Genomic DNA, 22,464 nt, shown 5'->3' on the forward strand with positions numbered 1-22,464 from the left:
CGCTGATCGTCTCGGGGGAGCTCAAGGACTCCCTGGAGCGCATGGGCGCCACCGGCACGCGGTTCGAGGAGGTCTGATGACACGGGCGACCGGAATTCGTCCACGATCAACGGCTCGAGCCGCCCCTCCCAACCCGATATGTCTCGGTGCGAGGGAGCGTTCCTGCGTCAACCGTCCGCCCTGGAGCGACTGTGTCCCAGCGAATCCTGCTGTGCTGCCTCATGGCTCTGATGGCCGGCTGTGCCCGGAACGCCCGGCCTGACTCGGAGCCCACCACCCCTCACTACGAGCATGTGTTCCTCAAGCCGCTGGGTGAAGCGCTGGACGAGACCCGCAAGCTGCTCTCGGAGCGGGGCTACTCCTTCGAGCCCACCGAGGATGAGGCGATGCTGCTCACCACGTGGCAGACGCCCACCAAGGGCCAGTGGGGCAACGTCAGCCAGTACCGCTACCTGGTGAATGGGATTCGCGTGAGCCCCCGGCAGTCCGTGGTCCGCGTCTTCCGCCTCTGGCGCACGAACATCAGCAACAGCAGCGAGGCGCGGCCCGGGCAGTACTCGATCCAGAAGCGCATCGAGATGGATCAGCAGGAGTTCGGGCCGCTGCCGTCCGATCCGGTCGAGCAGGCGAACAAGGACGGCCGCGGGGTGATGAACGGAGCGCGGGATCTGGTGCTCGAGAAGGAGCTCACCCTGCGACTGGAGTCCGGCGCGGGCATCGAGGTCGTGACCAAGGACGTGGCGCCCGAGCCCGAGCGTCCTCAACTGCGAGAGGCCGACTTCTACCTCGATCGCTGGAAGCAGGAGGGCACCGCCCAGGCCGCCGAGGTGCACCCCTGCCCCCAGGAGGTGCGTGAGCTGGCTCCGCTGCTCAAGCCGAGCCGGACGCTGCTGATTGGCGAGCAACTCGGCAGCCGCGAGGCTCCCGCCGTGGTGGGGGACATGGTGTGCCAGTCCGCCGCGGCCGGCTTCACCGTGGCCCTGGGCCTGTCCATCCCCCGCACCGAGCAGGAGCGCATCAACCAGTACCTCGCCAGCCCCGGCGCGCCCGCCGATCAGGACGAGCTGCTGCGCGGCTTGTTCTGGCGCCGGCCCTATCAGGACGGGCGCAGCAGCCGCGCCATCATGGATCTCATCGATCGCGTCCGCTCGCTGCGCACCTATGGCCTGTTCATCTCCGTGGTGGCGTATGACACGGAGGAGGCCACCGGCAGCGAGCGCGACGCGCTCCTGGCCAAGCTGTGGGAGCAGCGCCGCAAGTCGCATCCCAGCGAGGTCTTCGTCATCCTGGCCGGCAACATGCACACGCGCACCGTGCGGGGCACGCCGTGGGACCAGAACTTCATCCCCATGGCGAAGCGGCTGGCGACGAGCGAGCCTGCCCTGCTGGCGCTGGATCTCAGCTACGCGCAGGGCCGCCGCTGGGGGTGCGATCTGAACCCGGATGCGAAGCTGGTGTGCACCATCGTCGGCGCCAGCCCGAGCGAGCGCGTGGCCGCGGCTCCGGGGCAGAGCCCCTTCATCCGGATGTTCACCACGCCCAGCGACGAGGGCTTCCACGGGCTGCTCTATGTCGGCGCGCTGACGCCCTCGCTCCCGGCCACCTCGCTGGACGGCCACGAGCCCCCGCCCACCTCGAGGCCTCCGGCCGAGCCCCAGCGCACCCCCGTGAACAATGTCGGCCTGCGCCCCCCTGAGTTCTGAGCTCGATCGAGCGCCTGGGAGGGCCATGCTCCAGCGGCTGGCCCGCGCGATCTGGAGCTGGAGAAGGAGCTGACCCTGCCAGCCCGCGGGGCTCAGCCCATGACCTTCTGGGGATGAAAGGGCTCGGGCCCCTCTGGGGGCTCGACCGGCTCGGCGCCCACCACGTGCAGGTGGCGCCCACGTCCGGCCATGAACGTGCGAGCCCGCTGTAGCTCCGGAAGATGCGGATCCGCCTGCCGCCAGAGCTGGAGACCGGTGGAGAAGTCCTGCGCGGCCTCGGGCAGCTTCTCCAGCGCCACCCGAGCCTCCGCGACGAGGAAGCGCACCTGGCCGCTCCCAGGCCGCTCCGCCGCGAGCGCCAGGGCCAGCTCCAACGCCTTCTCCTCGCGGCCACAGCGCAGCCGCACGCGGGCCAACGTCTCACGTGCGGGACGGGAGAAGGGCGGAGGCCCCGCGGTGCGCAGGCGGCGCTCCAGGCGGACGGCCCTCACCAGCGTGGCCTCGGCTCGGGCGGAATCTCCCCGGCGCGCGTCCAGCGAGCCTCGCAGCTCATCGGCGGCCACCTCCACCACCCGCGCCACATCGCGTGGGCAGAGGATGTAGCCATCCGAGCGGCGCTCCTCGGACAACTTCACGTGGAGGACCTCGAGCGCCTCACACGCTCGCTCTGCCTCCGCGAGCCGCCCCGACTCCAGGGTGCTCAAGCCGCGGGTGTAGCCCCGCAGGCCGTCGAGCAGTCCACGCTCGGCGGCGGAGGCCTGCTCGCTCAACTCCAGGCGAACGTCCGCCGCCGCGCGCCAGAAGCCGAAGCGCAGGTGCAACCCGGCCAGCGTGCAGGCCACGAGCACCGACGCCTGTGCATCCGTGCCCCCCTCCACGCGGCTCCGGAGGCGGCGCGCCCACCCCTGTCCCTCGATGTAGCGCCCCGCATCGGCACAGGCGGTGACGAGCAGCCGCATGGCCTCGGCCGCGCCGGGGGCCGCGTTCGCGGGCAGGCGCTCACGCGCGAGCCAGACGTCATCGGCCTCGACCGCGAGCTGAAGCGCCTCGTGCGCCTGCTCCGTGAGCCCCAGCCGCAGCAGCAGCCGGCCCGCGCCCAGAAGATACGGGCTGCACCGGAACGGGAGGGACAGCAGGTGCAGGGCGCTGTCCTTCGCGGCCTCGGGGCGCCCGCTGCCCACCATGGCCGAGATCCACGCGAGGTGGACTCCCTCGTGGTGCGGGTGCGTGCGCAGCAGCTCCCGCAGCAGGGCCTGCGCGTAGGGCTGCCCCGCGCCAGGACGGCCATCGGGCTCGTATCCATCCATCAGGAAGCCCGCGAGCAGCAGCCGCGCCTCCGCGTCCTCCGGGTAGCGATCGATGAGGTGCTCCATCTCCCGCACGAAGACCATGCGGCCATTGGCCGGCCCCCTGTCGGCCAGCAGGCTCGCCGCGACGATGTAGCGCTGCTCCAGATCCGTCGCCTCCGCGCTCAGCGCGAGCGCGTGGCGGATGGCCTCGGAGCGATCCGTCGAGTACCGGCCACCGGCGCCGCGAGCCAGGGCCAGCCCCCACCACGCCATCGCGAGCCGAGGATCCCTCCGGGCCGCCTCGGCGAAGGCGCGGCGGGCCTCGCCGCCCCAGCCCATGTGCAACAACCGCAGCCCCTGATCGAAGTACGCCTGGGCCAGAGGGATCCGCGTGCTCACGGCGAGGTGGGCCTGCCCCAGCCCCTCAAGCAGCGGGGGCACGGGGAGCTCGGAGTCCGGGACCAGGTCCCACGGCCCGGAGGAGAAAATGGAGGGTTCATCGGCGCGCAGCAGTCGTGACAGCATGGTTGTCTCTCAGGCCTCGTTGGCCGAGGCCACAAAGTCGTTCACGATGAAAAGAGAGCAAGGCGCGTCCGTCACATCCGCCGAGGGCGATACACATGGCGTGGCTCATGAGCTGCCACGGCCAGCGCACCTGTGAAGAACACAGCCAGCCCTCGCCCGCACGGCACACGGGTGCCGCACAGCGGACGCGCTCCGAGCGGCTCAGGACACTGGCGGAGAAGCCTTGGGCGCCAGGCGGAGCCGGGCTACGGGCTCCGGGTGGACCTGCTCCAGCGCGGGGACCGGGCCTGCCTCGGCCGCGATCTCCAGCACAAGCAGAGACCAGGCCGGGCACACCGGCCCCTCACGGCGGAGGAAGGCCACCGTGCAGTGATCCTCGTCCCCATCATCCGAGATCGCCTGGCTCTCCCAGATGATGTGCTCGTTGGAGACGGAGGCCTCGGGCGGCCGCGACGGAGCCTCCTCCCGAAGCTCTCCGAGGTGGATGACCTCGCCATGCTCCAGGCACGTGCCATGCTCGACGAGGGCGAAGTGCGCCGCGCTGCTCAGGTACACCACCGCGCAGAGCACCACGAACGGCAGCGCCAGCAAGCGCGACCGGTGGGAACTCCGCTGCGGAGGGTGATCAGCGAGACTCACGTCCACGAGGCCTCAGGTGAACAGCCGTTGCATTTTTAAGCCACGGAAACGCTCTGCTGCAAGTTGGGGCAATTCGCCTCACGGAGTGCTCAGCACCCGCTCCACGAACATCAGCCGATCATTGCCGAAGAACATCTCGTCCCCCACGAAGAAAGTTGGGGCGCCAAATGCGCCGCGAGCGACCGCCTCGTCGGTGTTGCGGCGCAGGGCATCTTTGATCTCCTGGGTCTCGGAGCGCGCCAGCGCCTTCTCCGGCTCCAGCCCCGCCGCGCGAGCCAGCTCCGCGAGCGCCGCCGGATCGGTGATGTCCTTGCCCTCGGTGAAGGCGGCGCGGAAGACGGCCTGGGAGAACGGAACAATCCGGCCCTGCTCGGCCGCCACCATCCCCAGCCGGTTGGCCCTCAGCGAGTTGCTGGGGAAGTTCTCCGGCAGCCGCAGCTCGGGCAACCCGAGGTGGCGCGCCCAATCCACCAGATCCTTGAAGAGGTAGGCGGCCTTGCTGGAGTTGCTGATGGGGGGCACGTTGCCCGTGGCCTTGTAGACGCCGCCCAGCAGAAAGGGGCGCCAGCGGATGTCTGCTCCGGTACGCTTCGCGAGGGCCTCCACCTGCTCCGAGGCAAGGTAGGAGTAGGGGCTGGCGTAGTCGAAGAAGAATTCGCACGTCTTGGCCATCGGAGTGCTCCTTCCTGCCCCCGGCGTGAGGCCAGGGTATATGTAGCGCGGCAAAGGATTTATCCCTGTGAACGAACTTTTAGAAGTGCTGCGGTTCCAGGCTCCCAAGTTCGGCGCGGAGCTGGCTCGGACGGCCTATCAACGTGGCCTGGCGGTGACTCTGAAGGACGGCACCACGCGTCCCATCCCCGTCACCGCGACTCCTGTCATCCTGGAGGCCGCGGAGATCCGCCGCCGCGCGGAGCTGTCCGCGAAGCTGGCCTCCGCCACGCTGAAGATGGCCGAGGCGGTGCTCAATGGCGGCTCGCGCGAGGTGCTACTGAGTGCGCTCTCGCCGCTGGAGCGCTCCATCGCCGAGCGGACCTGGAAGCAGGTGGCCCGGCTGGCCACCACGCGGGTGGACTTCTTCGTCAACACGGCGAACCAGCCCCGAGCCCTGGAGATCAACACCACCATCCCCGCGATGCAGGGCTACTCGGACATCGCGGCGCGGACGTTCATCGAGGTGGTGGCCCGGCACTTCGGCTACCCCGAGAAGTCCATCCACGCGCTGCTGACGCTCAATGGCAGCAACGCGCTGGCGCTCTACCGCGCCCTGCTGGATGGCTACGCCGCCGAGCGCCCGGGGAAGCTGCCGGACACCATCGCCCTGCTCTGCCGCCGCAACGACGCGCAAGTCTCCGAGCTGCGCTATCTGGCCGAACGCTTCCGTGAGTTCGGCGCGGACGCGGACGTCGTCCACCCGGATCAGGTGTCCGGTGATGACGCGTTCCTCGTGAACGGCAAGAAGTACGAGCTGGTGTACCGCCACCTCTTCGTGCGGCGGCTGGAGGAGACGCCCTCGCCCTGGGTGGAGGACTTCCTCGGGACGGTGCCAGGCAAGAAGGCCGTGTTCCTCAACCCGCCCAACTCGCAGCTGGAGGTGAAGACGACGTTCTCCCTGCTCTCGCAGGCCCTGGACGAGCCGGAGCTCGCCGAGGGCGCCGGCCTGAGCCCCGAGGAGCTGGAGGCCATCCGCGCCAGCGTGCCCTGGACGCGGCGCTTCCGGCGTGGCCCGGGCGTGGGCCCCTCGGGCGAGAAACTGGACGATCTGGTGGCCGCCGTGGCCGCCGAGCCTCGGCGCTTCGTCCTCAAGCGCGCCTGGGACTACGGCGGGAAGGCGGTGTTCCTGGGCCGCTCGGTGGGCACGGTGCCCTACAACGAGCGCGCTCAGGCGCTCTACGGGGCCCCGCTGTCCTGGGCGGAGCTGTGCGAGCGCGCCGTCACGGACACCACCGGCGGCGGCTACGTGGTGCAGCACATCGTCGAGACGACGCCCGAGGACCACTTCGTGTGCACCGAGTCCGGCGCGCTGCCCACCTCGTTCTACGTGGACTACTCGGCCTATGCCTCGGTGGGGCTGTCGAAGCAGCCGGCGTGGGGCGGCGTGTGCCGCGGCTCCATGGGGGAGATCGTCAACATCGTGGGAGGAGGCGGCGTGCTGCCGCTGATCACCACCGAGGTCGCCCAGAAGCTGCTCATGGCGTGGAAGGCCATCTGAACCGCGACTTCCGCGAACAGCAGGACAAGCCTGAGCGAGCGCTCCGAGCGGAATGGAGGGCCGAGCCAGGCGTTGGGCTTCGCGTTATAAAGGCAGCCCATCGCCGGGGTCCTCCCGGCGCGTGAAAGGACGAAGCGCAATGGCCTGGGAAAGCCCCGGATGGCAGACCTCCTCACAGGAGGTGAACGAGACCCTCATCCAGGAGTCTCAGCGCGCGTTCATGTCGCGCGTGTACGGCTGGATGTTCGCCGGCCTCCTGATCACGGGAGGCATGGCGCTCTTCACCGTGAGCAATGAGGCGCTGCTGAGGTTGGTCGCCTCGTGGATGGTGCCGATGCTGCTAGCGGAGCTGGGCCTCGTCTTCGTGCTCTCGATGGCGGCGCGCAAGCTCTCCGGCGCGGTGGCCGGGTTGATGTTCGTCGTCTACGCGGCGCTCACGGGCATGACCTTCTCGATCTATTTCCTCGTCTACACCGCGGGCTCCATCGGCCAGGCCTTCCTGCTGACGGGCGGCATCTTCGGCGCGATGAGCCTCTACGGGACGATCACCAAGAAGGATCTGAGCGGCTGGGGCGCCTTCCTCTTCATGGGCCTGGTGGGCGTGATCATCGCCGGCTTCGTGAACATCTTCCTGCGCAACGACATGCTGGGCTTCGTGAGCGCGTGCGCCTGCGTCGTCGTCTTCTCGGGGCTGACGGCCTATGACACCCAGAAGCTGCGCCAGCTGCACGCCACCACCGGCTTCAGCAGCGCCGCCACGGTGAGCATCATCGGCGCGCTCGAGCTGTACCTGGACTTCATCAACCTGTTCCTCGCCCTGCTGCGGCTGTTCGGCCGCCGCCGCTAGGCAACCCGATGCCCGGGGCTCGCGCGCTACCCGCGCAGCCCCTTCACGTAGGCAGCGGTGACGGGGTGCGTGGGCGCCTCGAAGATCTGCTCCGTGGAGCCTGCTTCGAGCAGATAGCCGCGCCCCTCGCGCGTCCAGAACACGGCGGTCTCGTCCGCGAGCCGGCGCGCCTGCGCCAGGTTGTGGGTGACGATGACGACCGTGCAGTGCCCCCGAAGCTGGGCGATGAGCTGCTCCACCCCTCCGCTGGAGATGGGATCCAGGGCGCTGCAAGGCTCGTCGAGCAACAGGGCCTGCGGCCGGAGCACAAGTGCGCGGGCGAGGCACAGCCGCTGCTGCTGCCCGCCCGAGAGCGCCAGGGCCGAGCCGCCCAGCCGATCCTTCACCTCGTCCCAGAGGCCCACGTCCTTCAGGGCCTGCTCGATGCGCTGCTGGCGCTCGGCGCGGTCCCTCACGCCGTGCTCTCGCAGCGGCAGCTCGAGGTTCCTCCAGATGGAGAGCGGGAAGGGATTGGGGCGCTGGCTGATCATCCCCACCCGCCGCCGCAGGCCCAGCAGATCGATCTCCCGGCCGAGGATGCTCTCCCCACCTACCGCGAGCTGGCCGGTCACGGTACAGCCCTCGATGAGATCGGTGAGCCGGTTGATGCTGCACAGGAAGCTCGTCTTTCCGCAGCCGGACGGCCCCACGAGCGCGGTGATGGCGCCGCCCTTCATCTCCAGCGAGACGTCCTCGAACGCCGGGCTGGCGCGGTAACGGACGCTGACGCCCTGGGCGCGGATCGTGGGCCCCTCGCGCGCTGCATCCCCAGCGCTCATGAGGCCACCACCTTCGTCGTGGACCACTTCCGGCTGAGCCACATGGCCACGCGATTGAGAACGATCAGAATCACCATGAGCACCAGGGCCGAAGCGTAGGCGGCTCCGTCGCCTCCCGACACATTCATGGCCAGATCGTAGATGTGAACGGAGAGGGTCCGCCCGGACTCGAAGAGGGACTCGGGCATGCGGTCCACGTAGCCGCTGGTGAAGATGAGCGCGGCCGTCTCCGCCAGCGAGCGCGTCACCGCCAGGATGAACCCCGCCATGAGCCCCGGCATCGCCGCGGGGAGCAGGACGTGGGCGAGCGTCCCCGTCTGCGACAGCCCCAGGGCCGAGGCCGCCATCCGGTACTCCCGAGGTACCGCGCGCAGCCCCTCCTCCGCCGTCCGGATGAAGAACGGCAGCACCATGCACGCGAGCGTCAGCCCACCGGACAAGAGCGAGAAGCCCAGCCCGAAGAGCTGGCAGAACAGCGCGTTGCCGAACAGGCCGAACACCACCGACGGCACGCCCGCGAGCACATCGAGGCTCCTGCGCACGAGGCGGCCCTGGCGGCTCGAGCCCGGCAGATACTCCGCCAGCAGGATGGCCGTCCCGAGCCCGAGGGGAACCGTCACGGCCATGCAGATCGCCACGATGATCAGCGTGGAGACGATGATCGGCGCGATTCCCCCGGTGCGCCCCGCGTCCTCGGGAGCATCCGTGAGGAAGCTCAGCGACAGATGGGAGAAGCCCCGCCAGAGCACGTCCCCCACGAGCCAGAGGAAGAGCGCCGCGACGAGGCAGGCCCCCGCCCAGAAGACGAGCGTGGCGAGCCGATCCGCTCCGCGTGCCCGGGACTCACGCATGCGAGCGCTCCCGGTTGACGAGCTCCGCGCAGCCGATGAGGACGAAGATCATCAGGAACAACACCAGGCCGCTCGTGAAGAGCGCGGAGCGGTGGTTGCCCATGGCGTACGCCATCTCGAGCGCGATGTTGGCGGTGAGGGTGCGGACCGGCTGGGTGAGGCTCAGAGGCACCTGGACGACGTTGCCGCAGACCATCAGCACGGCCATCGTCTCGCCCAGAGCTCGGCCGGTCTGAAGGAGCGCTCCGGTGAGGATGCCCCTGCGCGCCGCCGGGATGGCCACCGCCCACACCGTGGTCCAACGCGAGAAGCCCAGCGCGGCCGCTCCCTGGAGGTACTCCGGCGGCACCCGGGTGAGCGACGCGTCCGCGACCACCACCATGGTGGGAAGGATCATCAGCGCGAGGATCAGGATGCCCGCCAGCACGCTCGCGCCGGGAGGATGGATCCGGCCCAGCAACGGCACGACGACCGTGAGCCCCCACAGTCCGTAGACCACGGAGGGGATCCCCGCCAGCAGCTCGATGATGGCGCGGTAGCTCCGCGCCACGAGCGGAGGCGCGTAGAAGTTGCAGAACACAGCCGAGGCAATGCCCAGCGGCGCGGAGAGCACCACCGCGCCCACGGCGACCAGCAGCGTCCCCACGAGCATGGGCGCCAGGTTGTAGGCCCCCTCGAGCGGATTCCACGAGCGATCCGTCAGCAGCCGGAGCGGAGAGACGGTGCGCAGCAGCGGGAAGGACTCTTGCGCGACGAACCCGAGGATGAGCAGCACGATGGCCGCGGAGACCAAGGCCGTCCCGCGCAGGCCCCAGAGGAGCAGCGCGTCACTTCCCCATCGGGATGAAGTACTGCGCCTCGATGAGGTCATGGATCTCGGAGGACTGCGAGAAGGTGATGAACTTGCGGGCCAGCTCGCCCCGCGGCCCCTTCTTCGTCACGAGGTTCAGCGTGCGGCCCAGGGGGAACTTCCCATTGCGCACGTTGTCCACGCTGGCCTCGACGCCGGCCATGGGCAGCAGCCGGAGGGGCTCCCCCTGCTTCGCGGCGTACTCCGCGGCGCCAATCGACACGTAGCCGATGGCCTCGGGCGAGCCCTCCACCGTCTTGATGCCCTGCTGGTTGTCTCCGATGATCACCTGCGCCTTGATGTCGGAGTTCTTGAGCTGGAAGTGGTGCAGGAACAGCTCGAGCGTCGATCGGCCCTCGGCCTTGTTGACCACCACGATGGGCGCGTCCGCCCCGCCCACGTCCTTCCAGTTGGAGATCTTCCCCGTATAAATGGAGACGATCTGCTCGTCCGTCAGCGAGGCGACGGGGTTGGTCTTGTGGACGATGACGCAGATCCCATCCTTCGCCACGAGGTGCGCGTCCAGGTCCTGCTCATCCGGCGTGAGATCGCGCGACACCATCCCGATGTCGGCCAGGCCCTGCCGGGCATCCATGACGCCTCGGGCCGAGCCGCCACTCTGCACATCCACGCGGACGCCCGGGTTCTTCGCCTCGAAGCGCTTGGCGACCTCGGCCATCAGCGGCGCCACGGTGCTCGCCCCGCTCAGCGTCAGCTTCGACGAGGCCTGTCCCGCCTTCTCGGACTTGCACCCCGCCGCGAGCACCATGAGGAGCGCCACCGCGGCGCATGCTTTGCCCATGGCCCCAGGCTTACCACGGGGCCTCAGCTCCCCGAGGGCTTCGGCTCTTTTTTCTGGAACTTCATCAGCAGCCGCTCCACCGGCCGCCCACCGATGAGGTGCTCCTCGACGATGACGGGCACGTCCTCCAGCTTCACGCCGCCGTACCAGACTCCCTCGGGGTAGACGACCACCGAGGGCCCCAGGGCGCACGTGTCCAGGCACCCGGCGGCGTTGGCGCGCATCTGCCCTTTGATGCCGCGCTTCTCCAGCTCGGCTTTGAAGGCCGCCCGGATGTCCTCGCTCCCCTTGGCGGCACACGAGCCCTTGGGGTGATCATCGGGACGGCGGTTCGTACACACGAAGATGTGGCGCTGGAACGGAGGGGCCATGACGTTCTCCTCCTAACGCACACCCTGTCTGAAAGCGACCACCGTCCGCTCGTCCCCCTCCCCCAGCCAGCCGGCAACTTGGCAGTTCGGGGATCCGTGAGCAGACTCACAGCAAATATCCGCTTGTGATCAGACTCAGTTCTTCAATGTGACCATACATGACTTGCCATATGATTACTTTCCATGCGTCGCACCTTGATTTTGAGCCCTCATCGGCTCTACAAACTCGCCCCCCGCCCGGTTGCTGTTCGGGCAAGCCCATTGGGGCGGTAACACAGGCCAAGCCCCCATCCATAGGGTGTGGGACAGTGAGGGACACAGGATATGGGGTTCGTGTTCTGCACCGGGTGGGTTTCCCTCGGGAGCGCCGCTTCGAGCGCCTGGGTGTCGCGTTTCCGGTCCAGCAGGCCCTTGCTCCTCCGCTCGGCGCTGTCATGCGCTGATCAGTAGATCCCTCGGGATCTCGCGGACTTGGGGAATTCTGCAAAATTTTGCATCCACACACTGAGTGAATCCAGCAGTTCGGAGGTCGGTCCATGGAGAAGGAGCTAGGGACGAAGCCAGCGGTCAACGGAAAGAGGGCGGCGAAGAAGGTGAAGGGTGCCACCGCCGGGTTGACGGTGAAGCGCTTCTTCACGACGCCGGGGGTGGATCCGGCGGACGAGCTGGCCTGGGAGTACCGCTCCGCGGGCATCACCGGCGAGGACGGGCGCGTCGTCTTCGAGCAGAAGCAGATCGAGGTGCCCAAGTCCTGGTCCATGCTGGCCACCAACGTGGTGGCGTCCAAGTATTTCCGCGGCACGCCCGGCACCGCCGACCGCGAGAGCAGCGTGCGCAAGCTGGTGGCCCGCGTGGTGGACACGTTGACGGCCTGGGGCGTGGAGGGCGGCTACTTCGCCGCGGAGCCCGACCGCGAGGCCTTCCACGCGGAGCTCACCCACCTGCTCTTGCGGCAGAAGGCGTCCTTCAACTCGCCCGTCTGGTTCAACGTGGGCGTCGAGGCCCACCCGCAGTGCTCGGCGTGCTTCATCAACTCCGTGGATGACTCCATGGATTCGATCCTCACGCTGGCCAAGACGGAGGGCATGCTCTTCAAGTACGGCTCGGGCACGGGCAGCAACCTGTCCAGCCTGCGCGCCAGCCGCGAGCTGCTCGCGGGCGGCGGCACCGCCTCCGGCCCCGTGTCCTTCATGAAGGGCTTCGACGCGTTCGCCGGCGTGATCAAGAGCGGCGGCAAGACGCGGCGCGCGGCGAAGATGGTCATCCTCAACGCCGAGCACCCGGACATCCTGGACTTCATCCGCTGCAAGGCGCAGGAGGAGAAGAAGGCCTGGGCGCTCATCGAGGCCGGGTACGATCCGTCCTTCAACGGCGAGGCGTACTCGAGCGTGTTCTTCCAGAACTCGAACAACTCGGTGCGCGTCACCGACGAGTTCATGAAGGCCGTGGAGAATGACGCGGCGTGGACCACGCGCGCGGTGCGCGACGGGCGGCCCATGGACACGTTCCGGGCGCGCGAGCTGTTCCGCGAGATCGCCGAGGCGGCCCACCTGTGCGGCGACCCGGGCATGCAGTTCGACTCGACGGTGAACGACTGGCACACGTGCGCGGCCACCGCCCGCATCAACGCGTCCAACCCCTGCTCTGAGTACATGTTCCTGGATGACTCGGCCTGCAACCTGGCGTCGCTGAACCTGATGCACTTCCGCACCATCGACGGCGAGTTCGACGTCACCGCCTTCCGGCACGCGGTGGACGTGCTGCTGCTGGCGATGGAGATCATCGTCGGCTTCTCCAAGTACCCCACGGAGAGGATCGCCCGGAACAGCCACGACTACCGGCCGCTGGGCCTGGGCTACGCCAACCTGGGCGCGCTGCTGATGGCCACCGGCCTGCCGTATGACTCGGACGAGGGGCGCAACTACGCGGGCGCCATCACCTCGCTGATGTGCGGCCAGGCGTACGCCACCAGCGCCCGCATCGCCGAGCGCCAGGGCACCTTCGCCGGCTACGCGAAGAACGCCGAGCCGATGCTGGGCGTCATCCGCAAGCACCGCAAGGCGGCCTACCAGCTCTCCGCCGAGGGCGTGAGCCAGGAGCTGTACGCGGCGCAGAAGGCGGCGTGGGACGAGGCGCTGGCCCAGGGGACGGAGCATGGCTTCCGCAACAGCCAGGTGACGGTGCTGGCGCCCACGGGGACCATCGGCTTCATGATGGACTGCGACACCACGGGGATTGAGCCGGACATCGCGCTCATCAAGTACAAGAAGCTGGTGGGCGGCGGCATGCTGAAGATCGTCAACCAGACGGTGCCGCTGGCGCTCGAGAAGCTGGGCTACCCGCAGACGCAGGCGCAGGACATCATCGGCCACCTGGACAAGCACGACACCATCGAGGGCGCCCCGCACCTCAAGCCCGAGCACCTGCCGGTGTTCGACTGCGCCTTCAAGCCCGCCAAGGGCAGCCGGAGCATCGGCTGGATGGGCCACCTCCAGATGATGGAGGCGTGCCAGCCGTTCCTCTCGGGAGCGATCTCGAAGACGGTGAACATGCCGTCCAACGCCACGGTGGAGGACATCGAGAAGGCGTACCTGGAGGCCTGGAAGCGCGGGCTGAAGGCCATCGCCGTGTACCGCGACGGGTGCAAGCGGACGCAGCCGCTGAACACCTCGAAGGAGAAGGTGAAGGACACCCAGGCCGCGGCGGTGCAGGCCGAGCCGGCCGTGAAGCCCGAGCCCAAGGCCGTGCGCCGGCGCCTGCCGGACGAGCGCCAGTCCATCACCCACAAGTTCTCGATCGGCGGCCACGAGGGCTACCTCACGGTGGGCATGTACGAGGACGGCACGCCGGGCGAGCTCTTCATCGTGATGGCGAAGGAGGGCTCGGTGGTGAGCGGGCTGATGGACAGCTTCGCCACCTCCGTGTCGCTGGCGCTCCAGTACGGCGTGCCGCTGCAGGTGCTGGTGGACAAGTTCAGCCACACCCGCTTCGAGCCGAGCGGCTTCACGGGCAACCCGGCGATCCCGATCGCCAAGTCGATCACCGACTACATCTTCCGGTGGCTGGCGCTGAAGTTCATGCCGAGCGCCCAGCTGGAGGAGACCGAGGTGGCCATCGAGCCGCGGGAGAGCTCGGCGAAGGTCGCGCAGACTCCCGTGCCGCTCCCGGTGGTCGCGTCCCCGAAGAGCACCTGGCTCAATCAGGCGGACGCCCCGCCCTGCCACACCTGCGGCGCGATCATGGTGCGCAGCGGCGCCTGCTACAAGTGCTCCAACTGCGGCGCCACCAGCGGCTGCAGCTGAGCCCCGCGTGAGTGGGTGAGACGAGGGCTCCGGAGTCTGGCTCCGGGGCCCTTCTTCTTTTCAGCTCCCGGCGGCGGCCTACTGCTGGGAGCCCGTGCCTCCGCCCTGCTTGGCCTTGGCGGCCTCGGCCGCGAACTCCGTGAAGGGATCGGGCTCCGCGGGCGCGTCGGTCGTCGGGATGAGCTGATCCCATCCCGGCTCCTCCCCTGCCCCGGGCTGCGCGGGCGCGGGCGCGGCACTCTCGAGCCCGTACTTGGCGGTCGCTGTCGGGTTGAAGCTCTCAGGAGCCCGCGGCGCTTCCGGCTCCTCCTTCAAGGCGCCGAAGAGGCCGGTCTTCTCGGCCGGCTCGGGCTCCGGGCTCACGGTGCCGTACTTCCCGGTCATGGCGGGCTGCGCGTTCGAGGCTCCGTACTTGGCCGTGGCCGTGATGTCCGTGCTCGACTCCGGGCTCACGGCGGCAGGACTCGCGGGGGCAGCGGGCTCCTCGACCGCGGGAGTCGCGGGCGCGGCGGGCGGCTCGCTCTTTGGGGCCACTGGCTGAGGCTGCCATTGGGGAACGAAGTCCCAGGTCGGCGCCAGCGACACCTCGTCCTCCGGGTTGCCGGTGTACTCGGGCATCGCGGGAGCAGCGGTGTCCAGCTCCAGCGCTCGCTCATCGGAAGGCGTGGAGGGAGCGCCCACCTGCGCCTCGGCCATCCCCATGAACTCCCAGGTCGCCGCCAACTGCATCGGCTCCTCGGGAGCGGGCGGCAGCTCGCCCAAGTCCACCGGAGGCCTCGGGGCTTCCACGACCACTTCCCCGACACGAGCCATCTGCGCCTCCGCCACCACCTCCTCGCTCCGCATGATCGGCGCTTCCACCGGCTCCGGTTTCAGGGGCTCCGGTTCCACTGGCTTCGATTCCACCGGCTCGGGCTGTGCCTTCGCGGACACCTCCTCGGCTGGCAGCTCGGGCGCCTCGGCGGACACCGCCTCGGCTGGCAGCTCCGGTGCTTCCGGGGACACATCCTCGAGCGACAGCACCGGTGCTTCCGCGGACACCGCTTCCACCGGCTCGGGCAGCGCCTCGGCGGACACATCCTCGAGCGACAACTCCGGTGCTTCGGCAGGGGCTTCCTCGAGCGCCGCCTTGGGCTCTTCCGCGGCCGCCTCCACGGCAGGCGCCTCGGAGCCTTCCAGGGGCTCCTCTTCGGTCAGCGCGACAGGGAGCTCCTCGGCGACGGCCTCGCCCGAGTCGATCGCAAGCTCCGCCTCAGCCACCTCTTCAGCCGGCTCGAGCGGCGCTTCCACGGGCGTGGCTGGCGAGCTGGCGTCCTCCAGCGCCAAGACGGACGGCCACGCGGACATGTCCTTCGCCGGTGCCTTCGCGGGCTCTGGCAAGGCCATATCCCAAGGCTCGGGAACGGGAGGAGCCGAGGCAGGCGTCTCCTCGATCCCCTCGAGCTCCGCCACGGGCTCGAACACGTCCTCGGCGTCGAGCGCGCCACGCTCCTCGGAGGGAGTCAGCTCCTCCAACGAGTTGGCCTCGTCCATGGAGATCTCCACGGCGCCGTTGGTCGACACGGGGGCAACGGGCGCCACGGGCTTCATCGCAGCAGGAGCGCTGGCCGGTGCCGCCGCGCGAGCCGCCATGTCGGCAGCCGGGCCTGCCGCTGGAACAGGCCGGGCAGGAGGAGCTGGAGGCGATGCCGGAACAGGAGGCGCCGCAACGGACGGAACAGGAGGCGCGGTCCTCGGAATCGCGGGCGCTGCAACCGGAGCCGCCTGGGGAGGCATTGCAGGCCCCGGAAGCGGAGCCTCCTGGACCGCGGGCATCGCCGCGGGAGTCAGCGATCCGGCACGCTGCACCGGCACTGGCACAGGAGCCGTACCCGGAGGAGCCAACCCCGGAGGCTGCCCAGGAGCCGAAGGCACGGGTGGGATCGTCATCCGCTGGCCGGGCTGCGGCACTGAGGGCGCCGCAACCGGGGGACGCGCCCCCATCGCGGGAGGAGCCGCCTGAGCCTGCGAGGGCACTCCAGGCTGAGCCGGCACGGGCGGAGCGGACGGATGCATGCCGGGAGGCATCGGAGCCCCCTGAGCGGAGGCCGTCGGCTGGGCGCCCACGGCAGGCATCGCGAAATTGCTCGGGCTCGCTGGACGAACGGCAGGCCCTGACGGAGGGGCTCCCTGAGGCATCGCGGCCACGGGAGGGCCAGCGGGTGCGGCCACGCCCGGAAGCGGAACAGTCGTCGGCGGCCGGGTGGCCCCGGGAGGCATCTGAGCGGCTGGAATGCCCACCCGGCTCGCGGGTCCCGGCTGTGGCGCCGGCCGGGCCTGGGTGCCGGGAGGAACCGGAACGGGCTGCGCCCCAGGGGCTCCGGGCGAAGTCGCCACGGCCGGTATCCCCGTGGCGCTCTGCCACGAGGGAGGTGCCGGCGCGGCCCCAGGCTGCGCGGGCACGGGAGCAACGGTCATCGGCCTCGGAGGCATGCCCGCGCCCGGCGGGGCTCCCACTTGCGCTTGCGGCGGCCGAGGCATCGCCCCGGGAACAGCCCCGGGAGCCGCTCCCGTGGGAGGAGACGGAGGCGCGGACGCGACAGGCCCTGGTGGCCGAGGAGCCCCCGGCGGAACCTGCGGAGCCTGGGCTCCTGCCGGCGGCATCTGCGGCGCCCCCGGCGGAATCGGCGCGTGGGTCATACCGGGCGCCACATGCGGCGCCCCCGGCGGAATCGGCGCATGAGTCGTACCAGGCGCCACGTGCTGAGCACCGTGCGGCATCGGCGAGGGGTGCGCACCCGCCTGCATCGGTGGAGCCCCCGGCGGCATCTGCGCTGGGCGAGCGCCAGGCGGCATCGGCTGCGCTCCAGCCGGCGCTCCAGGTATGGCCGGCCTCGCCATCTGCGGAGCCTGAGGCAGCACCGGCACCTGCGTGGACGGTCGAGCCACCTGCAGCGCGGGGCCTGTCGGCAGGGGCTGCCCTGGAACGGGATAAAGGGTCTGCGGCCTCGGAGCCCCACCAGGAGGTGGCTGGGGCATCGCGGGCGCGGGGGCGCGCGGCGGCGGAGCCCCCACGTGCATTACGGGCGGGCTCGCCGGGTTCACGCCGGGCATCGTCGCGGGAGACAGGCGCGGAGGCTGAGCGGGCTGAGGAGCCCCTGGAGCGGGAACGCCTCCCGCGACCTGCCCATGCTGCTGCGGAGCCATCGCAGGATGTCCAGCCGCAGCGGAGGGATGAGCCGGATGGGCCCCTGTCGGTGGATGCCCAGCCGAGGGATGAGCCGCCCCTGCCGGATGAGCCCCCGGCGCCGGATGCGCGGGAGCCGCGCCCACAGGCGTCCCCATCGGAGTGCCCGGCTGCTGAGGCATCCCCGGTCGCACCGGCGTCCCCTGAGGCGTCATCATTCGAGGATCCACAGGGGGCGCGGCGTGCCCCCCACCCGCCGCAGCCTGCGGGGCTCCCGAGCCGGTCATGGAGGACCAGGCCGAAGGAGGCAACGAGGCCCCACCGGGCCGAGCCGCACCGGCCGGCGGAGCCGCGGCAGGCATCGCGGGCGCGCCCGCTGGCTTTCCCGGCGCCGGAGGCTGGGGCGCAACAGGCGCCGCCGCCGGTGCAGTCCTCAGCTGAGGCGCGGCCACCGGCTGGGCCGGATCATCGTCATCCGCGCTCAGGTACTGCCCGGGCTCCAGCCCACCGATCGAATCTCGCTCGGACTCCTGAGCCTCCGCCGAAGTGGGGACCTTGATCTGATCCAGCGCCGGCATCTCCAGCGACAGGTCCTCGCCGGCATTCGAGTCCTCGCTCAGGAACGTGCCCGGCGCACCGAACATGCCCCCCGGCTTGGCAGCCACGGGAGCCGGCGCGCTCGCGGGCCTCGCGGCACCCGCGGCCGTGGTGGCGAGAGCGCCTCCCGGAAGCCGTGCTCCTGGCCCGGTCTTGGTCGCCTCTCCATCCAGCTTGATGTACCGCTCGGGCCGGACGATGCCGTAGCGCTTCTCCAGGTACAGGTAGAGCCTCAGCTCCGGCACGACGCACGGGATGATGCGCAGGCCCGTGGTGAACGACAGCTCATCGATCGCCCCCATGTCCGAGGGGTTCGCCATCGCCAGCTTCAGCTTGCGCCCGTCCTGCACCAGCGGGAACACGAAGTGCTTCTCGGCCTCCGACCCGGGAATCAGCGCGAGCGTCGCCGAGGTGACGGCCTCGAACTCCGCGATCGTCGCCTGCGGGGTGCGGCTCTGCTCCGAGAGCACCGTGCCCAGCGTCTCGAGATCGAGGTAGTCCAGCTCGACGAGGTTCGTGCCCAACCGGCCCCCGTAGATCATCTGGGCCTTGAGAGCCTCGTCGAGCTGTCCAGCGTTGATGAGGCCCTTGCGGACCAGGATCGCACCGAGCTTTTCCGCCATGAGGAGGCCGATTCTAGACGGCTTCCGCCACGATGCGCGGCACTCGTGTGTCCCCGAAGCGCTTCAGCCCTGATTGAAACATCCAGAAGAACTGCACTTCACGGGGGGTCCACGTGGGCAGCCATCTCCGAGTGTGTGCAGCCATCCGGCTGCCGCTCGGAGGCTCGCAAGGAGGCCCGGCTCAGTACGCGTTCTTCGACAGGAAGCCGCCGAGCGCGGTGCGCACCAGGATCTTCACGTCCATCAAGAGCGACCAGTTCTCGATGTAGTAGAGATCGTATTCAATCCGCTTCTGGATGGACGTCTGGCCGCGCAGGCCGTTGATCTGCGCCCAGCCGGTGATGCCGGACTTCACCTTGTGGCGCAGGTGGTAGCGAGGGATCTGCCGCTTGAACTCCTCGATGAACACGGGGCGCTCGGGGCGCGGGCCCACCAGGCTCATGTCCCCCACCAGCACGTTGAAGAACTGGGGCAGCTCGTCGATGGAGTACTTGCGCAGGAACGTGCCAATGGGCGTGCGCCGGGGATCATCCGCGCTGGCCATCTTCGCGCCCGTCACCTCGGCGTCGATGCGCATGGTGCGGAACTTGAGGATGTGGAAGGTGCGCCCGTCCATCCCCATGCGCTCCTGCTGGTAGAGGATGGGGCCGCGGCTGGTGAGCTTCACCATCACCGCCGTCACCAGCATGATGGGCGCCGTCAGGATGATGGCCACCAGCGAGAAGAGGACGTCGAAGGCGCGCTTGGCCACCCGGCTCCAGCCGTCCATGGGATCGCCCTGGAGGCTGATGATGGGCAGGCCGCCGAACTCCTCCAGGCCGCCGTAGAGGGTGATGTACTGGTACAGGTCCGGCACCACCTTCACGTCCACGGTGCGCAGCGCCAGCTGCTCCATGAGCTGCTTCACCACGGGCTGCTGCTCGAGCGGCAGCGCGATGATGACCTCGTCCACGGGCTGCTCGTCCAGCACCCGCTCCACGTCCTCCACCCGGCCAATCACCGGAGCGCCGCGCACCTTGCGGCGCGCCTTCTCGGGATCCTGCGCGAGCACTCCCACCACGCGGAAGCCCAGCTCGCGGTGCTCCCTCACCGTCTCGACGACGCGCCGGCCGAGCTCGCCCTCGCCGATGACGAGGATGGTCTTCAGGTTGAAGCCGCGGCGGCGGACCTCGGCGAGCACCAGCCGGAGCATCAACCGCGTCACCGACACGAGCACCAGCGCGTAGCCCAGGAACAGCGCCAGCGTGAGGCGCGAGTAGCGCTCGCGGGTGAAGTACGTGAGCGCCACGAGGATGAGCGTCGCGGTGATGGAGGCCTTGAAGACGGCGAACAGCTCTCCGATGTGCGTGCGCGAGCGGTTGGTGGTGTAGAGGTTGGACTGGTGGAAGGTCATCGGGAAGATGACCAGCGCCATGGCCAGCGAGACGAGCGTCTCATCCAGCGGGGGGATGCCATCCGTGATGGGGATGAGGCCGATGAAGCGCGTGGCGTACGCGAGGCAGAACGCCATCGCGAGCATGAAGATGTCGGTGGCGACCTTGATGGACGTGTAGAAGCGCTGGAGACGACTGAACACGCCAAGACTCCTGGGGCCGGCCGAACGGTTGGACCCGCCGTTGCAATTCTCGCACCTTTTCCCGGGAGGGTGTCCTCCACGAGACAGCTCGGGCGCGGGAGCCTCCTAGCATGGAAAGGCCCGTGAATCCAACGGGTTGGCCCCTGCCCTGGAGGGCAGGCTCGGCGTATGGGGGGCTTGCCCCGCTCGAAAATCGGGGCTCCCCCTGGCACGGCTGTCAGGGCTGTGGCCGCCCGCTCAGTGCCCGGCGGTGCCTAGCAGGGGCCAGGGCCGCCATGGACGCCCGTCTTGACGCGGGTCTTGAAGATGCCGAGCGCCGCCCCGAAGCCAGCCACGCGCACCTTGTTGTAGCCGCTGGCCCCGGTGCCAATGTCGAACCGGAGCTGGCAGGAGGCGGGGAAGCAGAACAGATTGCCACAGGACGCCGGGTGCCAGACGCCGTTGGTGACGACGCTGCCCAACGACACCCACCCTCCCCTGCCGGCCAGGCCCCAGGCGTAGCCGGTGATGGCCGCTCCCTCGCAGGCGCTCTGAGTGGTCACCTCCGAGGCCGGTACCAGCTCGACGAAGGGGGTGAAGGGCAGGCCATTCACCGCCTGGACCTCCGTCACGAACTTGTTGGCACACAGCGTCTGATCATAGGTGCTGTCCACCGAGGTGGCGGCGCTGTCCGCGTAGGAGCAGTGCGGATACTGGAAGGTCACCGCGGCGCCGTCCGGCTGAACGAGGCTCACCGCGCTGTCGGTGCAGGACTCGTAGAGCGCCTGGGTCTGGGTCTCCACAGCCTCGCTCTCGGCTGGGAGCGGCCCTTCTTCCGAGGCCGGTCCACAGGCCGTCAGCAGTCGGGTGGTCGCGAACAGGATCAGGGCGGTCGTCGTGCGCTTCATGGGAGTTCCTCGTGTCAGGCGGGAGCAGAGTGCTTCCGCCTGGAGGTACGCCGGGCATCGCGTTTCTTCCCGGCCCCATTTATTTCTGAATTTCTGGATCCATGTTCAGGCGCGCGTGAAGCACGGCCCCGAGTACCCTCGCGGTCTCCTCGGGCAGCCGGGTGAGGTGGGCGTAGAGCGTCTCCTCGAGCTGCGCGATGGCCTCGGGCGGCGCTCCCGCCTCTCGCAGGCCGGCCAGCACGGCGTAGGCCGCCACCCCGAGCGGCTCGACAAAGCCGAGCGACTCTTCCCAGAACTCCTCGAAGCACGGCACGGCCTCTCCGGCGGCCACGCGCGCCAGACGCCCCAGGTTGGCCTTCCAGTAGGCCCGGTGCGCTTCCAGCGGCTCCTGGCTTGAGAACGGCCCCTGACACACCTCCAGCCGGGTGCCATTGTCCACGGGCCGGAGGGAGATGGCAGCGCGCGTCGTGTCTCGGCCGAGGTTGCCGCCCTCCCAGGCCATCTCCAGCACGAGCCCCTCGCCGGGCTCCACCGAGAGGATGCGCCCGAGCTGCGCGAAGGGAACGCCCTTCGCGTCGATCAGCTCCACGCGAAACGGCTCGCCCGGCGCCACGTCGCCGTCCGCGCCGGTGCGGTGACAGCCCGGCGGGGCGCCGTACCAGCGCCGCAACTGGAAAGGGTCCACGAAGGCGGTGAAGACCTGCTCCAGCGCCTGGGGTATCCACACGTCCACCGTCAGCTCGCTCATGCCAGCGCTCCTGCCCGGGCCCGCACCTCGAAGAGCGGCACCTGCGCCTTCAGGGCCTCTGGCACGCGGTACTGCTCGACCACCAGGCTGATGCGCGCGGATGAGAGCTCGGGGGCGCCCGCCGCGACCGCCACCACCTCGTGCGTCATGTCGCCCCGGAACGTCACCAGCGATCCCGGCATGGGAGCCAGCGCCGCCACCTGCTTGCCTCGGTGATGCAGCCGCAGCTCTCCCCCGTCGAGGCTCTGCGGCACCTGGACGTAGAGGACGCTCACGGCGATCGGGCAGCCGATGCTGGCCGCATAGAACTTCAGGCTTCGATCGATGTGAGCGCCCACGCTGGTCCCGTTCTGGACCAGGAGCGGGTTGAGCAGAAACGCGTTGCAGTCCGGCAGGAGCGCGGCGTCCAGGAAGGGAGCGAAGGCGGAGAACCGTTCCTTCACCTGTCCCAGGGCCTCGCGCCGGAAGGTGATCGAGAAGCCGTAGGTGCCCGCGAACCGCTCCATCAGGTTGGTCTCGCCCAGCAGCGGCGAGTTCAGGATCGCCGCGCGAATGGACTCGACCGTCTCGGGCGGCAAGGCGTCGGGGGTGCGGCGGACGAAGTTCTGGAGGCGGAAGGCCCCGCCCCAGGGAAGCTGAAAGCGCATGCGAGGATTCT

The 22,464-nt window shown here is 69.5% G+C and carries 17 protein-coding genes; 4 read left to right on the top strand and 13 right to left on the bottom strand.

The annotated features are described in order from the left end of the window. Positions 1 to 191: 191 nt before the first annotated feature. Complete coding sequence (locus ACJ8AT_RS21115; RefSeq protein ID WP_407739588.1) at positions 192 to 1,703, top strand: hypothetical protein; 1,512 nt, start codon at positions 192 to 194, stop codon at positions 1,701 to 1,703. A 92-nt stretch (positions 1,704 to 1,795) separates the two neighbouring features. Here ACJ8AT_RS21115 and ACJ8AT_RS21120 read toward each other — a convergent pair whose 3' ends face one another. The 3 genes from ACJ8AT_RS21120 to ACJ8AT_RS21130 form a co-directional block, all read right to left on the bottom strand. Continuing rightward, positions 1,796 to 3,517 (bottom strand): hypothetical protein, encoded by a 1,722-nt coding sequence (locus tag ACJ8AT_RS21120; protein ID WP_407739589.1) that lies wholly within the window; start codon positions 3,515 to 3,517, stop codon positions 1,796 to 1,798. 201 nt (positions 3,518 to 3,718) lie between these two features. After that, entirely contained in the window at positions 3,719 to 4,108 is a 390-nt protein-coding gene (locus tag ACJ8AT_RS21125) for a hypothetical protein (protein ID WP_407739590.1), read from the bottom strand. Between the two features lie 126 nt (positions 4,109 to 4,234). Then, on the bottom strand, positions 4,235 to 4,828 hold the full coding sequence (locus ACJ8AT_RS21130) for a 2-hydroxychromene-2-carboxylate isomerase (protein ID WP_407739591.1): 594 nt from the start codon (positions 4,826 to 4,828) through the stop codon (positions 4,235 to 4,237). Between the two features lie 67 nt (positions 4,829 to 4,895). On the opposite strand from ACJ8AT_RS21130, the gene ACJ8AT_RS21135 reads away from it, so the two are divergent. Further along, on the top strand, positions 4,896 to 6,368 hold the full coding sequence (locus tag ACJ8AT_RS21135; protein WP_407739592.1) for a hypothetical protein: 1,473 nt from the start codon (positions 4,896 to 4,898) through the stop codon (positions 6,366 to 6,368). Positions 6,369 to 6,507: 139 nt separating this feature from the next. Then, the gene (locus ACJ8AT_RS21140; RefSeq protein ID WP_407739593.1) at positions 6,508 to 7,215 is read left to right on the top strand and encodes a Bax inhibitor-1/YccA family protein; all 708 of its coding nucleotides are present in this window, start codon (positions 6,508 to 6,510) and stop codon (positions 7,213 to 7,215) included. Between the two features lie 26 nt (positions 7,216 to 7,241). Here ACJ8AT_RS21140 and ACJ8AT_RS21145 read toward each other — a convergent pair whose 3' ends face one another. From ACJ8AT_RS21145 to ACJ8AT_RS21165, 5 genes are read right to left on the bottom strand one after another with little or no spacing between them, the layout of a single operon-like run. Beyond that, the gene (locus ACJ8AT_RS21145) at positions 7,242 to 7,997 is read right to left on the bottom strand and encodes a phosphate ABC transporter ATP-binding protein (protein WP_407739646.1); all 756 of its coding nucleotides are present in this window, start codon (positions 7,995 to 7,997) and stop codon (positions 7,242 to 7,244) included. Positions 7,998 to 8,029: 32 nt separating this feature from the next. Next, positions 8,030 to 8,884, bottom strand: a complete 855-nt coding sequence (gene pstA, locus ACJ8AT_RS21150; protein WP_407739594.1) for a phosphate ABC transporter permease PstA — start codon at positions 8,882 to 8,884, stop codon at positions 8,030 to 8,032. Beyond that, positions 8,877 to 9,755, bottom strand: a complete 879-nt coding sequence (gene pstC, locus ACJ8AT_RS21155; protein WP_407739595.1) for a phosphate ABC transporter permease subunit PstC — start codon at positions 9,753 to 9,755, stop codon at positions 8,877 to 8,879. The genes pstA and pstC overlap by 8 nt, the downstream gene beginning before the upstream one ends. Then, positions 9,712 to 10,536 (bottom strand): phosphate ABC transporter substrate-binding protein, encoded by an 825-nt coding sequence (locus ACJ8AT_RS21160; RefSeq protein ID WP_407739596.1) that lies wholly within the window; start codon positions 10,534 to 10,536, stop codon positions 9,712 to 9,714. Before ACJ8AT_RS21160 ends, pstC begins: the two co-directional genes overlap by 44 nt. A 23-nt stretch (positions 10,537 to 10,559) precedes the next feature. Next, positions 10,560 to 10,907 carry a (2Fe-2S) ferredoxin domain-containing protein gene (locus tag ACJ8AT_RS21165; RefSeq protein WP_407739597.1) on the bottom strand — a complete coding sequence of 116 codons (348 nt, stop codon included), beginning with the start codon at positions 10,905 to 10,907 and terminating at the stop codon, positions 10,560 to 10,562. 536 nt (positions 10,908 to 11,443) lie between these two features. Here ACJ8AT_RS21165 and ACJ8AT_RS21170 point away from each other — a divergent pair. Continuing rightward, positions 11,444 to 14,209, top strand: coding sequence for a vitamin B12-dependent ribonucleotide reductase (locus ACJ8AT_RS21170; protein WP_407739598.1), 2,766 nt, complete (start codon positions 11,444 to 11,446; stop codon positions 14,207 to 14,209). Between the two features lie 78 nt (positions 14,210 to 14,287). Here ACJ8AT_RS21170 and ACJ8AT_RS21175 read toward each other — a convergent pair whose 3' ends face one another. The 5 genes from ACJ8AT_RS21175 to ACJ8AT_RS21195 all read right to left on the bottom strand — a co-directional run bounded on the left by ACJ8AT_RS21175 (position 14,288) and on the right by ACJ8AT_RS21195 (position 22,453). Next, positions 14,288 to 18,595 carry a hypothetical protein gene (locus ACJ8AT_RS21175; RefSeq protein ID WP_407739599.1) on the bottom strand — a complete coding sequence of 1,436 codons (4,308 nt, stop codon included), beginning with the start codon at positions 18,593 to 18,595 and terminating at the stop codon, positions 14,288 to 14,290. Positions 18,596 to 18,776: 181 nt separating this feature from the next. Further along, positions 18,777 to 20,171 (bottom strand): undecaprenyl-phosphate glucose phosphotransferase, encoded by a 1,395-nt coding sequence (locus ACJ8AT_RS21180; protein ID WP_407739600.1) that lies wholly within the window; start codon positions 20,169 to 20,171, stop codon positions 18,777 to 18,779. A gap of 254 nt (positions 20,172 to 20,425) precedes the next feature. Beyond that, a complete protein-coding gene (locus ACJ8AT_RS21185; RefSeq protein WP_407739601.1) occupies positions 20,426 to 21,058 on the bottom strand; it encodes a hypothetical protein in 633 nt (210 codons plus the stop codon). 79 nt (positions 21,059 to 21,137) lie between these two features. Then, positions 21,138 to 21,806 (bottom strand): SRPBCC domain-containing protein, encoded by a 669-nt coding sequence (locus ACJ8AT_RS21190; protein WP_407739602.1) that lies wholly within the window; start codon positions 21,804 to 21,806, stop codon positions 21,138 to 21,140. Beyond that, a complete protein-coding gene (locus tag ACJ8AT_RS21195) occupies positions 21,803 to 22,453 on the bottom strand; it encodes a 2OG-Fe(II) oxygenase (protein ID WP_407739603.1) in 651 nt (216 codons plus the stop codon). The genes ACJ8AT_RS21190 and ACJ8AT_RS21195 overlap by 4 nt, the downstream gene beginning before the upstream one ends. Positions 22,454 to 22,464: the final 11 nt, after the last annotated feature.

Origin of the sequence: Hyalangium sp. (assembly GCF_045802625.1) — a bacterium.
Lineage (GTDB): Bacteria > Myxococcota > Myxococcia > Myxococcales > Myxococcaceae > Hyalangium.